This is a genomic window from Polaribacter huanghezhanensis (assembly GCF_030444335.1).
GTDB lineage: Bacteria > Bacteroidota > Bacteroidia > Flavobacteriales > Flavobacteriaceae > Polaribacter > Polaribacter huanghezhanensis.
Map to the genome: position 1 here is coordinate 833,908 of NZ_CP128595.1, position 16,073 is coordinate 849,980.

The 16,073-nt window shown below is 31.9% G+C and carries 16 protein-coding genes; 5 read left to right on the top strand and 11 right to left on the bottom strand.

Annotated elements, in window-relative coordinates; genetic code table 11:
* The first annotated feature begins 21 nt into the window (after positions 1–21).
* On the top strand, positions 22–1,143 hold the full coding sequence (locus tag KCTC32516_RS04035) for a Fic family protein (protein ID WP_301402147.1): 1,122 nt from the start codon (positions 22–24) through the stop codon (positions 1,141–1,143).
* Between the two features lies 1 nt (position 1,144).
* Here KCTC32516_RS04035 and KCTC32516_RS04040 read toward each other — a convergent pair whose 3' ends face one another.
* The 7 genes from KCTC32516_RS04040 to gdhA form a co-directional block, all read right to left on the bottom strand.
* Entirely contained in the window at positions 1,145–1,594 is a 450-nt protein-coding gene (locus tag KCTC32516_RS04040; protein WP_301402148.1) for a 3-oxoacyl-ACP synthase, read from the bottom strand.
* Positions 1,595–1,623: 29 nt separating this feature from the next.
* Positions 1,624–2,733, bottom strand: coding sequence for an NAD(P)/FAD-dependent oxidoreductase (locus KCTC32516_RS04045; RefSeq protein WP_301402149.1), 1,110 nt, complete (start codon positions 2,731–2,733; stop codon positions 1,624–1,626).
* A gap of 3 nt (positions 2,734–2,736) precedes the next feature.
* Positions 2,737–3,216, bottom strand: a complete 480-nt coding sequence (locus KCTC32516_RS04050) for a GNAT family N-acetyltransferase (RefSeq protein ID WP_301402150.1) — start codon at positions 3,214–3,216, stop codon at positions 2,737–2,739.
* A gap of 67 nt (positions 3,217–3,283) precedes the next feature.
* Positions 3,284–4,366, bottom strand: coding sequence for a DNA polymerase IV (gene dinB / locus KCTC32516_RS04055; protein WP_301402151.1), 1,083 nt, complete (start codon positions 4,364–4,366; stop codon positions 3,284–3,286).
* 287 nt (positions 4,367–4,653) lie between these two features.
* Complete coding sequence (locus tag KCTC32516_RS04060; protein WP_301402152.1) at positions 4,654–5,481, bottom strand: alpha/beta hydrolase family protein; 828 nt, start codon at positions 5,479–5,481, stop codon at positions 4,654–4,656.
* A gap of 3 nt (positions 5,482–5,484) precedes the next feature.
* Positions 5,485–6,114: a LysE family translocator gene (locus KCTC32516_RS04065; protein WP_301402153.1), complete on the bottom strand. Its 630-nt coding sequence runs from the start codon at positions 6,112–6,114 to the stop codon at positions 5,485–5,487.
* A 111-nt stretch (positions 6,115–6,225) separates the two neighbouring features.
* Positions 6,226–7,569, bottom strand: coding sequence for an NADP-specific glutamate dehydrogenase (gdhA, locus tag KCTC32516_RS04070; protein WP_301402154.1), 1,344 nt, complete (start codon positions 7,567–7,569; stop codon positions 6,226–6,228).
* A 180-nt stretch (positions 7,570–7,749) separates the two neighbouring features.
* Here gdhA and pheS point away from each other — a divergent pair, with 180 nt between their 5' ends.
* Together pheS and KCTC32516_RS04080 are read left to right on the top strand one after the other, a co-directional pair.
* Positions 7,750–8,769: a phenylalanine--tRNA ligase subunit alpha gene (gene pheS / locus KCTC32516_RS04075; RefSeq protein ID WP_301402155.1), complete on the top strand. Its 1,020-nt coding sequence runs from the start codon at positions 7,750–7,752 to the stop codon at positions 8,767–8,769.
* A 63-nt stretch (positions 8,770–8,832) separates the two neighbouring features.
* Positions 8,833–9,228: a hypothetical protein gene (locus KCTC32516_RS04080; RefSeq protein ID WP_301402156.1), complete on the top strand. Its 396-nt coding sequence runs from the start codon at positions 8,833–8,835 to the stop codon at positions 9,226–9,228.
* Positions 9,229–9,467: 239 nt separating this feature from the next.
* Here the strand turns inward: KCTC32516_RS04080 and KCTC32516_RS04085 are convergent, their stop codons facing one another.
* A complete protein-coding gene (locus KCTC32516_RS04085; RefSeq protein ID WP_301402157.1) occupies positions 9,468–10,943 on the bottom strand; it encodes a Na+/H+ antiporter NhaC family protein in 1,476 nt (491 codons plus the stop codon).
* 98 nt (positions 10,944–11,041) lie between these two features.
* On the opposite strand from KCTC32516_RS04085, the gene KCTC32516_RS04090 reads away from it, so the two are divergent.
* A complete protein-coding gene (locus KCTC32516_RS04090; protein WP_301402158.1) occupies positions 11,042–11,584 on the top strand; it encodes a pyridoxamine 5'-phosphate oxidase family protein in 543 nt (180 codons plus the stop codon).
* Here the strand turns inward: KCTC32516_RS04090 and KCTC32516_RS04095 are convergent.
* Both KCTC32516_RS04095 and KCTC32516_RS04100 read right to left on the bottom strand, forming a co-directional pair.
* Positions 11,581–12,858, bottom strand: a complete 1,278-nt coding sequence (locus tag KCTC32516_RS04095) for an MFS transporter (protein ID WP_301402159.1) — start codon at positions 12,856–12,858, stop codon at positions 11,581–11,583. The two genes, KCTC32516_RS04090 and KCTC32516_RS04095, sit on opposite strands and share 4 nt — an antisense overlap.
* Positions 12,859–12,862: 4 nt before the next feature.
* Positions 12,863–13,522: a hypothetical protein gene (locus KCTC32516_RS04100; RefSeq protein WP_301402161.1), complete on the bottom strand. Its 660-nt coding sequence runs from the start codon at positions 13,520–13,522 to the stop codon at positions 12,863–12,865.
* A 99-nt stretch (positions 13,523–13,621) separates the two neighbouring features.
* On the opposite strand from KCTC32516_RS04100, the gene KCTC32516_RS04105 reads away from it, so the two are divergent.
* Entirely contained in the window at positions 13,622–14,974 is a 1,353-nt protein-coding gene (locus KCTC32516_RS04105; RefSeq protein ID WP_301402162.1) for an aspartate kinase, read from the top strand.
* Between the two features lie 46 nt (positions 14,975–15,020).
* On the opposite strand, the gene KCTC32516_RS04110 is transcribed toward KCTC32516_RS04105, so the two are convergent.
* Entirely contained in the window at positions 15,021–16,016 is a 996-nt protein-coding gene (locus tag KCTC32516_RS04110; RefSeq protein WP_301402163.1) for an NAD(P)H-dependent glycerol-3-phosphate dehydrogenase, read from the bottom strand.
* Positions 16,017–16,073: the final 57 nt, after the last annotated feature.

Here is a 16,073-nt window from a genome sequence, read left to right on the forward strand (position 1 = left end):
TTAACATCAAATACATGTATTATGAGTTTAAACATCGATAGAGCTATAAAATATCATTACGATAAATTTCCTCCAAATAATTTAAACTATAGTGCTTTTATTAATGAATTAATAAAAGCAACTGATGCAATTGCGAGATATGATCAAATGCTTAAAAACATGCATAATAGCGAAATATTACTTGCGCCTTTGAGAAATCAAGAAGCAGTAATTTCTTCAAGAATGGAAGGTACAATAAGTACCATGGATGAAATACTAAAATTTGAAGCTGACAACGAAGAAGGTAATTCTAATAAAGAAAATGCAAGATCAGAAGTTATTGAAACTATATTATATCAAAGGGCTTTGCTAAATGCTCAGCACTCGATGAAAGAAGGGTATCCTTTATCTAGTTCATTAATCAGAACTCTTCATCAACAATTACTTTTTTTAGGAAGAGGCGCCACAAAGTCACCAGGTGAATTTAAAAAAGAACAAAATTATTTAGCTGATAGATTAAAAAAAAATATTTTATTTATTCCTATTAGTCCTGAAAAATTAGCAGAAGGAATAGATAATTTATTTAAATACATTGAAGAAAGTAACCATCCTATTCTAATAAAAACAGCGTTAATGCATTTAGAGTTTGAAGCTTTACACCCTTTTCAAGACGGTAATGGTAGAATAGGGAGAATGTTGATTACATTACTTTTATGGTCTTCAGGAACAATTACTGAGCCTCATTTTTATATCAGTGGATATTTAGAAGAACATAAAGATGAATACATTGATTTAATGAGAGAAGTTTCAGAAAAAAATAACTGGGAAGATTGGTGTTTATTTTTTTTAAACGCTATAGAACAACAAGCAATTAAAAATTTAGAAATAGCCGAAAGTATTTATAAATTATATGAAGAAATGAAAGATGTTTTTGCAAATGCTTTATCCTCTAAATGGAGTGTTAATGCACTTGACTTTGTTTTTACAAATCCTATTTTTAGAAATAATAAGTTTACTTCAAAAAGTGGAATACCAACGGAATCTGCAAAAAGATTTACTAGAGTCCTTTCAGAAAAAGGATTAATAACAATAAGAGAGGAAGCTTCAGGGAGAAAACCTGCCTTATATTCATTTGAACCATTAATGGAACTTGTTAGAGTATAGTTTATAAAATTTTCTTTATAAGTGAAGTTTTTCCATTAAAAATTACAATTTCATTTTCTTGTTTACCCAACAATAAGTTACCAATCGGAGACGAAACCGAAACTGCAAAATAATTTTCGTTTTCAACAATAAGTTTTCCTGCGCTAATGCTTAAAAAATAGGTTGCTTCATTGGTTTTCACCAAACTTCCTAGATGTGAAATGGTTGAGTTTTTAGCAACATCCATTTTAGCCAAAGTTTCTTTCATTTGCAAAACACCTTGTAATTGTTGTCCTGCTTTTTCCATTTCCAATTGCAACATGGCGCGTCCGGTTTCGTGTTTGTCGCCAGCAGAACTTTTGGTTTCAGATTGCAATGCTTTTTGATTGGAAGAAATAATATCTTGAATGGTTTGTAGGCGGTTGTTTACAAATTTTTCACATTGATTGTATAATTCTTTCTTTATATTCATAAGATTTCTCGACTCGGATCGAAATGACATTAATCTATTAACTCTGCTAATTCTTTGCCTACCAAACTACCAATTGCAATGCCCATTCCGCCCAAACGAACTCCACAAAAAACATGTGTAGAAATTGATTTTACAATCGCTTTTTTCTGATTTCCAACTCCCATTATTCCGCTCCAAGAATGCTCAATTTCAAAAGCTGTATTTGGTAAAATAGTTTCTTGTAAAATAGTTTTTAACTGATTTTGAATGATTTCTGTTTGTCCAAATTCGGTGGTTTCTTCAGTTTTAAAATCAAGATTTCTTCCGCCGCCAAATAAAATTCGATCATCAATATTTCTAAAATAATAATAGCCTTTATCTAAATGAAATGTTCCTTTAATGTGTAAATTTTTGATTGGTTTTGTAATGATTACTTGCGCTCTTGCGGGTTGCACATTTTCTTGTAATAACTGTTTTGCAAATCCGTTGGTTGCGATAAATAGTTTGTTGGTTGTAAATTCAATTTGATTGGTTTTTACGGAAACGGTATCATTCTGTTCTGAAAAACTTTCAACTGAAATGTTATTTAGAATTTTAATTCCTGCTTTTTGTACTTTTAAAAGTAGTTGTGTCACCATTTTACCAGTATCGATTTGCCCTTCAAACTGATTGACACTATACGTTGGTTCAATATTTTTAAAGTTGAAACTGTTCTCTGATTCTGAAAACACATCTTGCTTAAAAATTGGAAAAATCAGTTTATTTATTTGCTTTTTTTGAGAAGCACATGCTTCAAATAAGTCTTTGTCTTGAAACAGTTCAAATCCTTTGTTTTGTTGAAAACCGATGTTTGTATCTCCTAAGTTTTCTCTTAAAAGTCGCAAACCTTCCCAGCGTTTTTTAACTAAATTAAAAACTTCTTCTTCGGTGTGTGTTTTTAAATCATCTACCAATTCCGACAAACTTCCAAAGCAAGCAAACCCGGCATTTTTAGAACTTGCTCCTTGTGGCAACATGCCTTTCTCTAACACCAAAATTTTTGCTTTTGGATGCTTCTTTTTTAATTCTAAAGCACAATTTAAACCGACAATTCCGCTGCCTACAATCGTAAAATCAACATTGCTAAACCATTCTTTAAGTTCCCAATAACTAAAATTCATTTGCTATATATTTTTCTCAAAACACAAACTTTTTACAACACCTTTGTATTGTCCATAGTTTGTATTCATCCGTTTGTAATTGCATTTTTGATATAATTTTACCGCTTCAACTTGTCGTTCTCCCGTTTCTAAAATACATTTTTTATAGCCTAATTCTTTTGCCCAATTTTCTAATTCGTTCAAAATTTTAGGTGCAATTCCTAAACCTCTCTGCTTAGCACCTACAAACATTCTTTTTACTTCAACCGTATCAGTATCAAAATGTTTGATGGCGCCACAACCAACAGGAATCTTAGCTTTTTCTGAACTTCTTTCAATATCTAAATAAACGACAACAACATATTTAATAACATCAATATGGTTATACTGATTGTAAAAATCATGATCTTCTCCGTCCGTGATTTTTAAATACGCATCTAAGTCTTTTATCAAATTGATAAAATCTGTGTTTTTCGAATTTGTTCTTGTAATTTTTATGTTCATGTTTTATGAATTACTGTTTTCACAGGAATGACATCCTGCTGATTATATTCAAAAGACGCTAAGCGTCTCAAAAATCAAATTTCAATTGCACGAATACTGGTGTGTTTTTTTCGGTGTTTAAATTACCGAAAGATAAACCTAATAATCGAACCGAGTTTTTTAACTTTTCTTGATACAACAACTCTTTTACAACTGGAAAAAACTCCTCTTTTGTTTGCATAAAAAAAGCAACTGTTTTGCTTCTTGTTTGCTGTGTAAAATCGCTGTATTTTATTTTTAAAGTGATGGTTTTTCCTTTGGTATTCGATTTCAACATTCGTCGTTCTAGTTCTTTTGCAATGTGTTCTAATCGCTCTACCATAAAGACTTCTGACGAAATGTTTTCATTAAATGTCCGTTCTGCTGCAATTGATTTTCTGATGCGATTTGCCTTTACTTCGCTGTTGTGAATTCCTCTAACAATATGATAATACTGTCCGCCAGATTTTCCAAACAATGTTATCAATTCTTCTTTGGTTTTTTGTTTTAAATCGCTGCCTTTAAAAATTCCGTGGTTGTGCATTTTTGCTGCAGTAACTTTTCCAATACCATAGAATTTATTGATAGATAATTCTTCTAAAAATAGAATTACCTCTTCTGGATTTACCGTTTTTTGCCCGTTTGGCTTGTTAATGTCCGAAGCTACTTTAGCAATAAATTTATTGATAGAAATTCCTGCGGATGCTCGTAATTCTACTTCGTCCCAAATGCGTTGTCTAATTTCTTTTGCAATTAAACTAGCAGACGGATTTCCTTTTTTGTTTTCGGTAACATCTAAATACGCTTCATCTAAGGAAAGCGGTTCAACCAAATCTGTATAGTCATAAAAAAGGGCTCTAATTTTTGCTGATATTTCTTTGTATCGAGCAAAACGAGGTGGAACAAATAATAAATGCGGACATTTTTGTTTTGCTAAAGCTCCGCTCATTGCAGATCTTACACCAAATTTTCTAGCTTCATAACTTGCCGCAGAAACCACTCCACGAATTTCATTTCCTCCAACCGCTAACGGTTTTCCTCTTAAATCAGGGTTATCTAATTGTTCTACCGACGCATAAAATGCATCCATATCAACATGAATAATCTTTCTAAAAGGTGGTTGCAATTCCATCTTTCGAAAGTACGGAAAAGTTATTATTTGTCATTCCTGCGAAAGCAGGAATCTATACTGAGAAAATTTAAATTCTTATGTTTTCAGAGTATTTTTAAAAAATTTAAAATAATGGATTCCATCAACGCGAAAATGACAAAGAACTGTCATTCCGAACGAAGCATGAGGAGGAATCTTACCATAAGATTTCTCGACTTCGTTACACTACGCTCGAAATGACAACTAGAGTTTTTTTGTCTTTTTTCTAACAACGAAGTGATCTTTAATCTCTACTCTAATTTTACAGATTACTTCAAAAAATCAATACAAAGTTGTGTTGCTTTCTTTAATTCTTTAGATAAAATTTCTTTTTCCCAAGGATGAGAAGTGTTAAAAACATGATTCGCATTTTCAATTATTTCTAATTGACTTTTTGGATTCCAAGAATGTAATTGTTTGGCTTCATCTATAAAAACAGACGTGTCATTATTGCCATGAATGATTAAATACGGGATTTTTAAATTAGCAACTGCCCGCTGAATTGTCAATCGGTTTTCATTTTGTTTAAAGTCTTCATAAAACTGATAAAAATGGGGCATTTGTTGTTTTGTTCTTCTATTTTCAACATATTTTACGCCGTCTTTTTTCCATTGTTCTAAGTCGCCAGAAGTGGCTGTTCTTTTTCCAAAATCACAAACTCCAGCCAAAGAAATTACCTTAGAAATTCTAACGTCTTCTTCAGCTTTTATCGTTACAATTCCACCAGCTCTGCTATGTCCGATTAATGAAATATTCTTTAAATCAACTTCGTTTTTAAAAGCGTTATTATTACAAACCCAATCAATAACCGTTTCTAAATCGTCTAATTCTTTGGTGTAATTATTATTTCCAAAAGCTTCTAAATCTGGAAAATCAATTGGTTGATTTACCGTTCCGCCATTGTGAGAAAAATTGAATTTTACAAAGAAAAAACCAGCTTCTGCAAATGTTTTTGCCATCAAATTCCAAGCTCCCCAATCTTTAAACCCTTTGTAACCATGACAAAAAATTAGTATTGGTTTTGGTTGATTTGACTCTTTGTAAAAAACATCAACCAAAATTGGTTTGTTGTGTTTTCCTTCAAGAATTGTGTTCATTTTTTATCCATTTAAAACAACATTTTTTATCAACATAAAAATAGCAACTAATCCAGTTATAACACTTAATATCAAACTAATATCTTTTGTAAATTTTCCCGTTTTCTTCTGAATCTTCTTTGCGTATTTTACATACAAAAACAGAATACAAAAAGTACCAATTGTAGAGCCAATACTAAAAAACACAATCGAAAAAGTATCAAAACTCATTAAATTAAGCATTTCTAAAGTTGTTGCGGTTCCACAGAAAAAAGGAATCGAAAACATGTTTAATAAAGACAATAAAATTCCTGATAAAAAAGAATTTCCTTTCCGGTCTTTACTTGCTTTGGCTTCTTGTTTTTTACTTTTAGATTGTTTGAAAAAATAAATTGACAATAAAAAGAAAATAACAATACCTCCTTTTTCTAAACTTTCTAAAATTGTTGGGTTTTGAGAAATATATTTTGTTAACAGAATGGCAATATAGGCTTGTATAAAAACAACCAAAGAAACACCTAAGGAATAGTAATTGGCTTCTTTTTTATTTTTCTCTAAACTAATTTTTAATGCCGTCATGTTTAACATACTTGGCGTTATGGAGCCGATAAATGAAAAAACAAACCCAAAAAGAAAGTGTAAAAGAAGACTCATAATTTATAAAGTATGATTGGTCGTTACTATTGCCAAAGATTACGTTTAATTTTGTAAAAACAAAAAACGCATCAAAATTTGATGCGTTTTTTATAAATATAGTGTTAGTTTTTAAACCACTCCTTGATCTAACATTGCATCGGCAACTTTTACGAAACCAGCAACATTTGCTCCTTTTACGTAATCTACATAACCATCTGCTTGGGATCCATATTCAACACAAGAAGCGTGAATATCATTCATAATTTGATGTAATTTTGCGTCAACTTCTTCTCTTGTCCAGTTAAAACGTAAAGAATTTTGACTCATTTCTAAACCAGATGTTGCAACTCCACCAGCATTTGATGCTTTTCCTGGCGCAAATAAAATTTTCTCTTTTTGAAAAACTTCAATCGCTTCTGGAGTAGAAGGCATGTTTGCACCTTCAGAAACACAGATAGATCCATTTGCTACCAATGTTTTTGCTTCATCACCATTTAACTCGTTTTGAGTTGCACAAGGTAAAGCAATATCACATTTTATTCCCCAAGGTCTTTCTCCTCCAAAGAATTTTGCATTTGGATATTTCGTTACATATTCGTTGATTCTTCCTCTACGAATATTTTTAATTTCCATCACAAAAGCTAATTTCTCAGCGTCAATTCCGTCTGCATCATAAATATATCCAGAAGAATCTGACATCGTTACTACTTTTGCGCCTAATTCTGTCGCTTTTTGTGTAGCGTATTGAGCAACATTTCCAGATCCAGAAACTACAACTGTTTTTCCATCAAAAGAATCTCCTTTTGTTTTTAACATGTTTTGTGCAAAATACACATTTCCATATCCTGTTGCTTCTGGTCTAATTAAAGAACCTCCCCAAGCAGAACCTTTTCCTGTTAAAACTCCAACAAATTCGTTGCGTAATTTTTTATATTGACCGAACATAAATCCGATTTCTCTTCCTCCAACACCAATATCTCCAGCAGGTACATCTGTATTTGCTCCAATATGACGGAATAATTCTGACATAAACGCTTGACAAAATGCCATTACTTCTCTGTCTGATTTTCCTTTTGGATTAAAATCTGAACCTCCTTTTCCTCCACCCATTGGTAAAGTTGTTAAAGAGTTTTTAAAGACTTGTTCGAATCCTAAGAATTTTAAAATGGATATATTTACTGATGGATGAAAACGCAAACCACCTTTGTAAGGTCCAATTGCTGAATTAAATTCAACTCTATAACCTCTGTTTACTTGTATTTCTCCGCTATCATCAACCCAAGGAACTCTAAATAAAATTGTCCTTTCTGGCTCAACCATTCTTTCTAACAATTTTTTTCCTTGATATTTAGAATTGTTTTCTATAAACGGAATTACAGTTTCTGCCACTTCGTGTACAGCTTGTAAAAATTCTGGTTCGTTAGAATTACGTTCCTTTACGTAATCCATAAAAGCATTTATTTTAGATTCCATAGGTTTTAAATCTATTTTTATTTGAAATTTGATTAATTTATAAGGGCAAATATAACTCTTTTTCAAATCTTTAAAATTAAAACTGAATTTTATTTTACTTCTAACGAACTCTTTTGCTTTGCTCTATTTTGTTTCGTTTAAAAATCATAAATTTGCAAACTACTTATTTTAAAAAATAAAATGTTAGATAGAGTAAAAGAACTGATTGGTGATGTAAAAGCTTTTAAAGCAACTTCTAAGGAAGAGGTTGAGGCTTTCAGGATAAAATATTTAGGAAGCAAAGGTTTATTAAAAAATTTGTTTGCCGAGTTTAAAAATGTAGATGCTGCCTTACGTAAAGATTTTGGACAAGCATTAAACACCTTGAAAAAATCTGCTGAAGAAAAAGTAGCTGAATTAAACGATAGCCTAGATAATTCTGCTGAAGAAAAAAACATTTATGGCGATTTATCTCGTCCTTCTGAACCAATAGAATTAGGTTCTCGTCATCCAATTTCGTTGGTGAAAAATCAAATTATTGACGTTTTTAACAGAATTGGTTTTACCGTCTCTGAAGGTCCAGAAATTGAAGACGATTGGCATAATTTTACTGCTTTAAACTTACCTGAATATCATCCGGCAAGAGACATGCAGGATACTTTTTTTATTGAACAAAACCCAGATATCTTATTAAGAACGCACACGTCTTCTGTGCAAGTTCGCTATATGGAAAATAATACACCACCAATAAGAACCATTTCTCCGGGAAGAGTTTTTAGAAATGAAGATATTTCTGCCAGAGCGCATTGTATTTTTCATCAAGTAGAGGGTTTGTATATAGATACTGATGTTTCATTTGCTGATTTAAAACAAACGCTTTTATACTTTACCAAAGAAATGTTTGGGAAGTCTAAAATTCGTTTACGTCCGTCTTATTTCCCGTTTACCGAGCCAAGTGCAGAAGTAGATATTTATTGGGGATTAGAAACTGAAACTGATTACAGAATTACCAAAGGAACTGGTTGGTTAGAAATTATGGGTTGCGGAATGGTTGATCCAAACGTGCTTAAAAATGCTAATATTGATCCAACAAAATATTCTGGATATGCATTCGGAATGGGAATTGAGCGTATTGCTATGTTGTTGTATCAAATTCCGGATATTAGAATGTTTTACGAAAACGACAAACGTTTCTTAGAACAGTTTAAGTCGGTAATATAAAAGGTAAAAGCTTAATGGTTAAAAGTACCTTAGCCTTTAACCTAAAACCCTTCGCCTCATAAAATGAAAAAAGACATTACAATTCCAGAAGTTACCGGTATAGAAATTGCTGTTGTTTATGAATACAACGATCTTTATAAAACAGATGATTGGAACATTTACATCATCAACAAAAAAGACATTGGTTTAGAAATGGTTGTCATTGTTTCTCAAGGATTTAACGAAACAAAAACCACGTCTTTATTGCGTAAAAAGATTGATAAACTACCTGCAAATTCTTTTGCAAAAGTGGAGTTTATTCAACCAGAATTATTCAAGTTAAACAATCGTTTTCAAGTTACTTTTTTTGAAGAAAATACTTTGCACGATAAAACTTTTGTCTTTGAAAAAGACACGGTTAAAGAAGGTGCTTTACGCATGATTCCTGAATTGAATAAACGGGGAATTTTAGCTGAGTAGATGATGTTCTCGATACATTTTTATTTCCACTTTGTTTCAATAAAAAACACTCGAACTGACAATACAATAACAATTCGTTTTGATGAACACGTTGTCACTTTAAGTGATTTCTACTTTTTTAAAAAACCTAAATGTCATTCCGAACGAAGAATGAGGAAAAATCTCATTGAAATTATACTTCTTTAGATTTCTCAATCGCTAAAAAAAGCTCGTTTAGAAATGATATTAGTCTGTAGAAATTACCCTAAAAACCCAATAATTAAATACAATAAGGTTGTAATTACACCGCCAATTAACGCATACGGCATTTGTGTTTTTACATGATCTATATGATCACTCGCAGAAGCCATGGATGATATTATGGACGTGTCTGAAATTGGTGAGCAATGGTCTCCAAAAATTCCACCTCCCAATGTTGCTGCAACAATAATTGTAACATCTGCTCCGTGAATGTTTGCCATCGGAATTGAAATTGCCATCATAATTGCAAAAGTTCCCCAAGAAGTTCCTGTAGAAAACGCAATAAACGAACTAATTACAAAAACAACTGCCGGTAATAATTCTGGCGACAGCCATTCTTTGGTTGCATTGGCAACATAAACGCCCGTTTCTAATTCTTTACACGCATCGCCAATTGCAAAAGCCAACAACATTAACAACGCTAATGGCATTAATTCGCTAATTCCTTTTAAAGTTAAATCTACCGCTTCTTTTGGTTTCATAATTCCTTGGATAAAATACATCACTATTGCTACCAACAAAGAAGTAATTACCGCGTACAAAACAGATGAAGAACCAGAACCATTTCCAATTGCTTGTGAAGCGTGATTTAAAAAAGATGTGGATGTTTTTACTGCGCCCCAACCTGTGTATATCAAATTAATTGGCATCATAAAAACCATTACCGCTAACGGAACAATCATATTATATGCTTTTGCTTCGATTCCTTCTTTTGGCGGAAAAGAAGTTACTGCTTCAGAAACCATCGGTGTTGAACCCTCGTTCATCAATAAACCAGTTTCTTTGGTTCTTATTTCGGCTTTTTTCATGGCACCCCAATCTTTCTTTGTAAGAATGACAACGAACACAGTAATAATTGCGATTAACGGATAAAAATTATATTTAATGGAGCTCATCATCAAAGAAAAAGGCTTGTCAATTCCTTGTGTTAATAATAATCCCATAATAAACGCTCCCCAAGCATTAAACGGAATTAAAATGGATGATGGCGCCGAACTAGAATCGGCAATATATGCGAGTTTTTCTCTTGGAATTTTTAATTTATCAAAAATGGGTCTGTATAATGTTCCGACTGTTAATGAGCTAATACTTGTTTCTACAAACAATAATAATCCGGTTACCATTGCTAAAACCTGAACCATAACTCTGCTGTAACCAGCTTGTTTTTTTTCAACTTTTACAATCAATTTATTTAAAATATTGATAAATCCTTCTACACCTCTCGAAAATTGAATAAAAATCAACAATGCGCCAACCAATGCACTAAACATGATGGTTCTTGTGTTTCCTTCGGATTTAAAAACATTGACCAATCCTTCTATCATTGCTAAGGTTCCATCCAAAGGATTCCAGCCTTTTATAATCAACCAAGAAAACCAAATTCCAAATATCAAAGCGATGTACACTTGTTTTGTTCTAAGAGCTAAAATAATTGCAACAATTGGTGGTACAACCGACAAGAAACCATAATCCATAAAAGAAAGTTTTTAATTTTTTTAAAGATACTAATTAAAACAAAATTTGAGTTCTTTTGAAGTTTATTCCTATTTTTATTCTCTAATTATAAACGAACATGTCCAAACTTTATACATCAATTACAAAAAGGCTTCAGCTTTTTATTGAAAAACAAAAAATGTTTTTTGTGGCAACAGCTCCAACAGATGGTAGAATAAATCTATCACCTAAAGGAATGGATTCTTTTAGAGTGGTAAATGAAAATAAAGTTTTGTGGTTAAGTGTTACTGGAAGCGGAAACGAAACTGCTGCGCATTTACTAGAAAACAATAGAATAACAATTGTATTTTGTGCTTTTGACGGCGCGCCAAATATTTTGCGCTTGTACGGAAAAGGGAAAGCAATTCATCCAAAAGATAAAGAGTGGAAAAACCTAGTTTCTTTATTTCCTAAAACTCCTGGAGCGCGTCAAATTTTTGAAATTGATGTTGAAAGCGCACAAACTTCTTGCGGAATGTCGATTCCGTTTTACGAATACAAAGGAGAACGAAACCAATTAAATGATTGGGCAGAAGAAATAGGTGAAGAAGGCATAGAAGACTATTGGAAAGAAAAAAATCAAATTAGTATTGATGGATTTCCTACAAAAATTTTAGATTAACTCTCTTCATTTTCATGCGCTTCTAAATCTTTAGTCAAGTCTAATTTTCTTAACGTAGGATTCACAAAACCTGTTGTTGCCACAGTAATTAAAGTCATTGTTCCCCCAAAAACAACAGCAGTAACGGTTCCCATAATTTTGGCTGTTAATCCACTTTCAAAAGCACCCAATTCATTAGAAGAACCAACAAACATTGAGTTTACAGAAGCCACTCTTCCTCTCATATTATCAGGCGTTTTTAATTGTAAAATTGTTTGACGAATGACCATTGAAATTCCGTCTGTTACACCACTAAAGAACAACGCGACGATTGAAACCCAAAAAATAGAAGACAATCCGAAGACAATAATACAAAGACCAAAACCAAAAATTGCTGCTAATAATTTCATTCCTGCATTTTTACTGATCGGAATATACGCAGTTACCAACATGGTTAAAAAAGCACCAATTGCTGGAGCTGCTCGCAAAGCGCCAAATCCTTCGGGGCCAACTTTTAAAATATCTTGTGCATACACTGGTAATAATGCAATAGCGCCGCCAAAAAGAACCGAAATCATGTCTAAAGTGATGGCTCCTAAAATTGCTTTTGTTTTATATACAAATTGAATTCCTTCTTTTAAACTTTGGAAAATAGGTTCGCCAATTTTTGGGTTTAAGATTGGTTTTCTTTTGATTAAAAACACCAAAAAAAACGAGAGTAAAACTAGCGAAAATACAATGCATAAAGACCAGTGTACACCAATCCAAGCAATTGTAAATCCAGCAAAAGCGGGTCCTAAAACCGACGCCATTTGCCAAGTAGAACTACTCCAAGTTGCAGCGTTTGGATACAATTTTTTAGGAACGATTAACGCGATTAAAGAAAAAATTGTTGGTCCGAAAAAAGAACGTAAAAATCCACCAAAAAACACCAAAGCATAAATGGAAAACAAAATGGTTTGTTGCGACCAACCTTCTACAAAACTTGGTAAGGTTAAGAAAAACAACCCTAAGCTAATCAACGAAAAAGCAGCAGTACAAATTGCTAGTAAATTTCGTTTTTCTTTTTGATCTACAATATGACCTGCAAAAAGTGCCATAGAAACTGCTGGAATTACTTCCATCAATCCAATAATTCCTAAAGACAAAGGGTTTTTTGTTATGCTATACACCTCCCATTCAATAATAATAAATTGCATAGACCACCCAAAGACTAAAGCAAATCGAACCAATAAAAAAATATTGAATTCTTTTATCCGCAAAGCAGCATAAGGATCTTTTTTTGTTTTTTGCACAGCTTTAGTTTAGCTTTAAATCCATTAAAATAGCAAAGGTTTCATTTACATCTTTTTCCTTAACAACAATCGTCATTTCGTGTGTTGTAGAAATAATTTCTTGTAACGGAATGTTTGCCCAAGCCAGTTGCTTTAATATAAAATAATAAACGCCAGATTGATCTAAATTATCTTTTGGTAACTTAATCGTTATAGAAGCTAAGTTTAACACATTATGAATTAAGGTTTCTTTATTAAAAATGTCTTCTACATATTTTTGTAAGTTTTTGCTTATTACAATATTGCTTTCGAAAATTCCTTGAGAAACCGTTAAAAAATAGTCGTTATTATCAGAAGCTTTGCTTAATAATTTTGCAATTTCTTTTAGTAAAGAAGGTGTGTTTTTAAAGGTAAAATCACACAAATCAGAACGAACAATAAAATCTCCTAAATTAGCAGCGAGCTTTTTTATATTCTTTCTAATTCGCAATTCATTTGCTGGAGATAAACGGTTTATCGCCATCATTACAGCGCCAATTTTTATTTCTTTTTTTAATAATTCTGAAACTTCTGGTAAAATAACTCTTGCTAAAGACGAAACATTGATTAATTTTTCGTTCAACGCTTCTTCTATAAAAGGTGTTTTTCGGATGGTGCTTTCTACAGCTTCTTGAATGGTTTTCATTTCTGTTTAATTTTAAACACAGTGTTGTAATATGTAAAAATATTAAATAAAATTGTTACTGATTGTGTTTCGTTGTTTTTTTGTGCAAAAATGAATAAAATGCTTGTTTTAAAATTTGGTGGAACTTCTGTTGGAAATGCAGAAAACATAAAAAAAGTTGTTGAAATTATTACAACGAGTGCGTCTCAAAAAATTGTTGTTTTGTCTGCAGTTTCTGGCACCACAAACTCTTTGTTAGCAATCTCAAAAACAATTCAAAAGAAGCAATTAAAACAAACTTTAGAATTGATACAACTCTTAGAAAACGAATATCAAATTTTAATAAATGAACTATTTGTTACGAATCAATACAAAGACAAAGCGCTTTCGTTTGTATTCGAAAAATTTAATTTTCTTAGAAGTTTAACAGGCACTGATTTAAATTTAGAAAACACAATCGTTGCGCAAGGAGAAATCTTATCTACCCATTTAGTTTCGTTATATTTAAAGGAATCTAACATTTCTTCGACGTTAATTTCTGCGCTCGATTTTATGGAAGTTAAGAAGAATAATGAACCAAACATTTCAAAAATAAAAGAACAATTAACAGCAATACTGAATCAAAAGTCAACAGAAAACCTTTGGATTACTCAAGGTTTTATCTGTAAAAATGACGCAGGAGAAATTTCAAATTTACAACGTGGTGGAAGTGATTATACAGCGTCGTTAATTGGCGCAGCTGTTTATGCGGATGAAATTCAGATTTGGACAGATATTGACGGAATGCACAATAACGATCCGCGATTTGTAGAAAACACCTTTTCTTTAGAAGAAATTTCTTTTGATGAAGCTGCTGAATTGGCTTATTTTGGTGCAAAAATTTTACATCCGCAGAGTTTAATTCCTGCAAAAGAGAACAATATTAATGTGTTGTTAAAAAACACGTTTAGTCCGCTTTCTAAAGGAACCATTATTAAAAATAAAACAGCAAATAACGGGTTTACAGCCATTGCTGCTAAAGACGGAATTACAGCAATTAAAATAAAATCGTACCGCATGTTAATGGCTTATGGTTTCTTAAAAAAAGTTTTTGAGGTTTTTGAAAATAACAAAACACCAATTGACATGATTACAACATCTGAAGTTGCAATTTCTTTAACTGTCGATGATATTTCTTATCTTTCAGGAATAATTTCAGAATTAGAGCCATTTGGTAAAATAAATGTAGATTCTGATTTAAGTATTATTTGTGTTGCTGGTGATTTTTCCCAGAAAAAAGAAGGAATTAGTACGTTGGTTTTTAATGCGTTAAAAAATATTCCTGTTAGAATGATTTCTTACGGAGGAAGTGATTATAACATTTCCCTTTTGGTAAAAACAACTGATAAAATAGCAGCATTAAATTCGTTAAATAACGAATTGTTTAAAGAAAAATATTTGTTGTCGGAAGCAATTGAGACGTTTGAATGCTAAATTAAAAAAGTAAATTTTTTATTCAGTTATTAAATGTAACAAACAACTAATTCAACTTATGCGTTAGTTTTTCAAACTGATCTTTTGCTTCTTTTCCGTTGTATAAAACATTATAAACGGCGTCAATAATTGGTGTTTTTGCGCCATTCTTTTGGTTGATTTCAAAAGCACTTTTTGTCGCGTAATATCCTTCAGCAACCATACTCATTTCCATTTGTGCAGATTTTACGGTATAGCCTTTTCCTATCATGTTTCCAAACATTCTGTTTCTACTAAAAGTAGAATACCCTGTTACTAATAAATCTCCTAAATAAGCAGAGTTATTAATGTTTCGCTTCATTTTATGAACCTTTTTAATAAAGCGTTTCATTTCTCTAATTGCATTGCTCATTAACACGGATTGAAAATTATCTCCATACCCTAAACCATGCGCAATTCCGGCAGCAATCGCATAAATATTTTTTAACATTGCCGCGTATTCAGTTCCGATAATATCATCAGAAATCTTTGTTTTTATATAACTGCTTTCTATAAACTTACTTAACATGATGGCTTTTTCTTGATCTAAACACGCCAATGTTAAGTACGATAAACGTTCCATTGCAACCTCTTCTGCATGACAAGGACCGGTAATTACTCCAATATTTTCTAAAGGAATGTTATAGGTTTTATGAAAGTGTTCACCAATAATTAATCCTGTTTCTGGTACAATTCCTTTAATTGCAGAAAATATCGTTTTCCCCTCTAAAGATGCGGTAATTTTTTCTAGTTCAGATTTTAAAAAAGCAGACGGAATTACAAATATTAAAACATCATAATTACTTACAAAATAATTTATATCGTTAGATATGTCTAATTTCTCTGGTATTAGTTCAGCAGAACTTAGATAATTTGGATTATTATGGAATTTCTTAATGTGTTCAATTGCAGAAACATTGCGCATATACCAACCAACATTTTCTAAATTTTCGGTTAGCATTTTAACAATTGCTGTTGCCCAACTTCCACCGCCAAAAACTGCTATTTTAGGATTTGAATTCATATTTACATTAATTATAGTGGTCAAATGTAATAAAACAAAGTTCTATCGCACAAACCT

Coding starts and splice junctions, on each gene's coding strand:
- KCTC32516_RS04035 (WP_301402147.1), top strand. CDS start 22: ATGAGTTTAAACATCGATAGAGCTATAAAATATCATTACGATAAATTT.
- KCTC32516_RS04040 (WP_301402148.1), bottom strand. CDS start 1,594: ATGAATATAAAGAAAGAATTATACAATCAATGTGAAAAATTTGTAAAC.
- KCTC32516_RS04045 (WP_301402149.1), bottom strand. CDS start 2,733: ATGAATTTTAGTTATTGGGAACTTAAAGAATGGTTTAGCAATGTTGAT.
- KCTC32516_RS04050 (WP_301402150.1), bottom strand. CDS start 3,216: ATGAACATAAAAATTACAAGAACAAATTCGAAAAACACAGATTTTATC.
- dinB (WP_301402151.1), bottom strand. CDS start 4,366: ATGGAATTGCAACCACCTTTTAGAAAGATTATTCATGTTGATATGGAT.
- KCTC32516_RS04060 (WP_301402152.1), bottom strand. CDS start 5,481: ATGAACACAATTCTTGAAGGAAAACACAACAAACCAATTTTGGTTGAT.
- KCTC32516_RS04065 (WP_301402153.1), bottom strand. CDS start 6,114: ATGAGTCTTCTTTTACACTTTCTTTTTGGGTTTGTTTTTTCATTTATC.
- gdhA (WP_301402154.1), bottom strand. CDS start 7,569: ATGGAATCTAAAATAAATGCTTTTATGGATTACGTAAAGGAACGTAAT.
- pheS (WP_301402155.1), top strand. CDS start 7,750: ATGTTAGATAGAGTAAAAGAACTGATTGGTGATGTAAAAGCTTTTAAA.
- KCTC32516_RS04080 (WP_301402156.1), top strand. CDS start 8,833: ATGAAAAAAGACATTACAATTCCAGAAGTTACCGGTATAGAAATTGCT.
- KCTC32516_RS04085 (WP_301402157.1), bottom strand. CDS start 10,943: ATGGATTATGGTTTCTTGTCGGTTGTACCACCAATTGTTGCAATTATT.
- KCTC32516_RS04090 (WP_301402158.1), top strand. CDS start 11,042: ATGTCCAAACTTTATACATCAATTACAAAAAGGCTTCAGCTTTTTATT.
- KCTC32516_RS04100 (WP_301402161.1), bottom strand. CDS start 13,522: ATGAAAACCATTCAAGAAGCTGTAGAAAGCACCATCCGAAAAACACCT.
- KCTC32516_RS04105 (WP_301402162.1), top strand. CDS start 13,622: ATGCTTGTTTTAAAATTTGGTGGAACTTCTGTTGGAAATGCAGAAAAC.
- KCTC32516_RS04110 (WP_301402163.1), bottom strand. CDS start 16,016: ATGAATTCAAATCCTAAAATAGCAGTTTTTGGCGGTGGAAGTTGGGCA.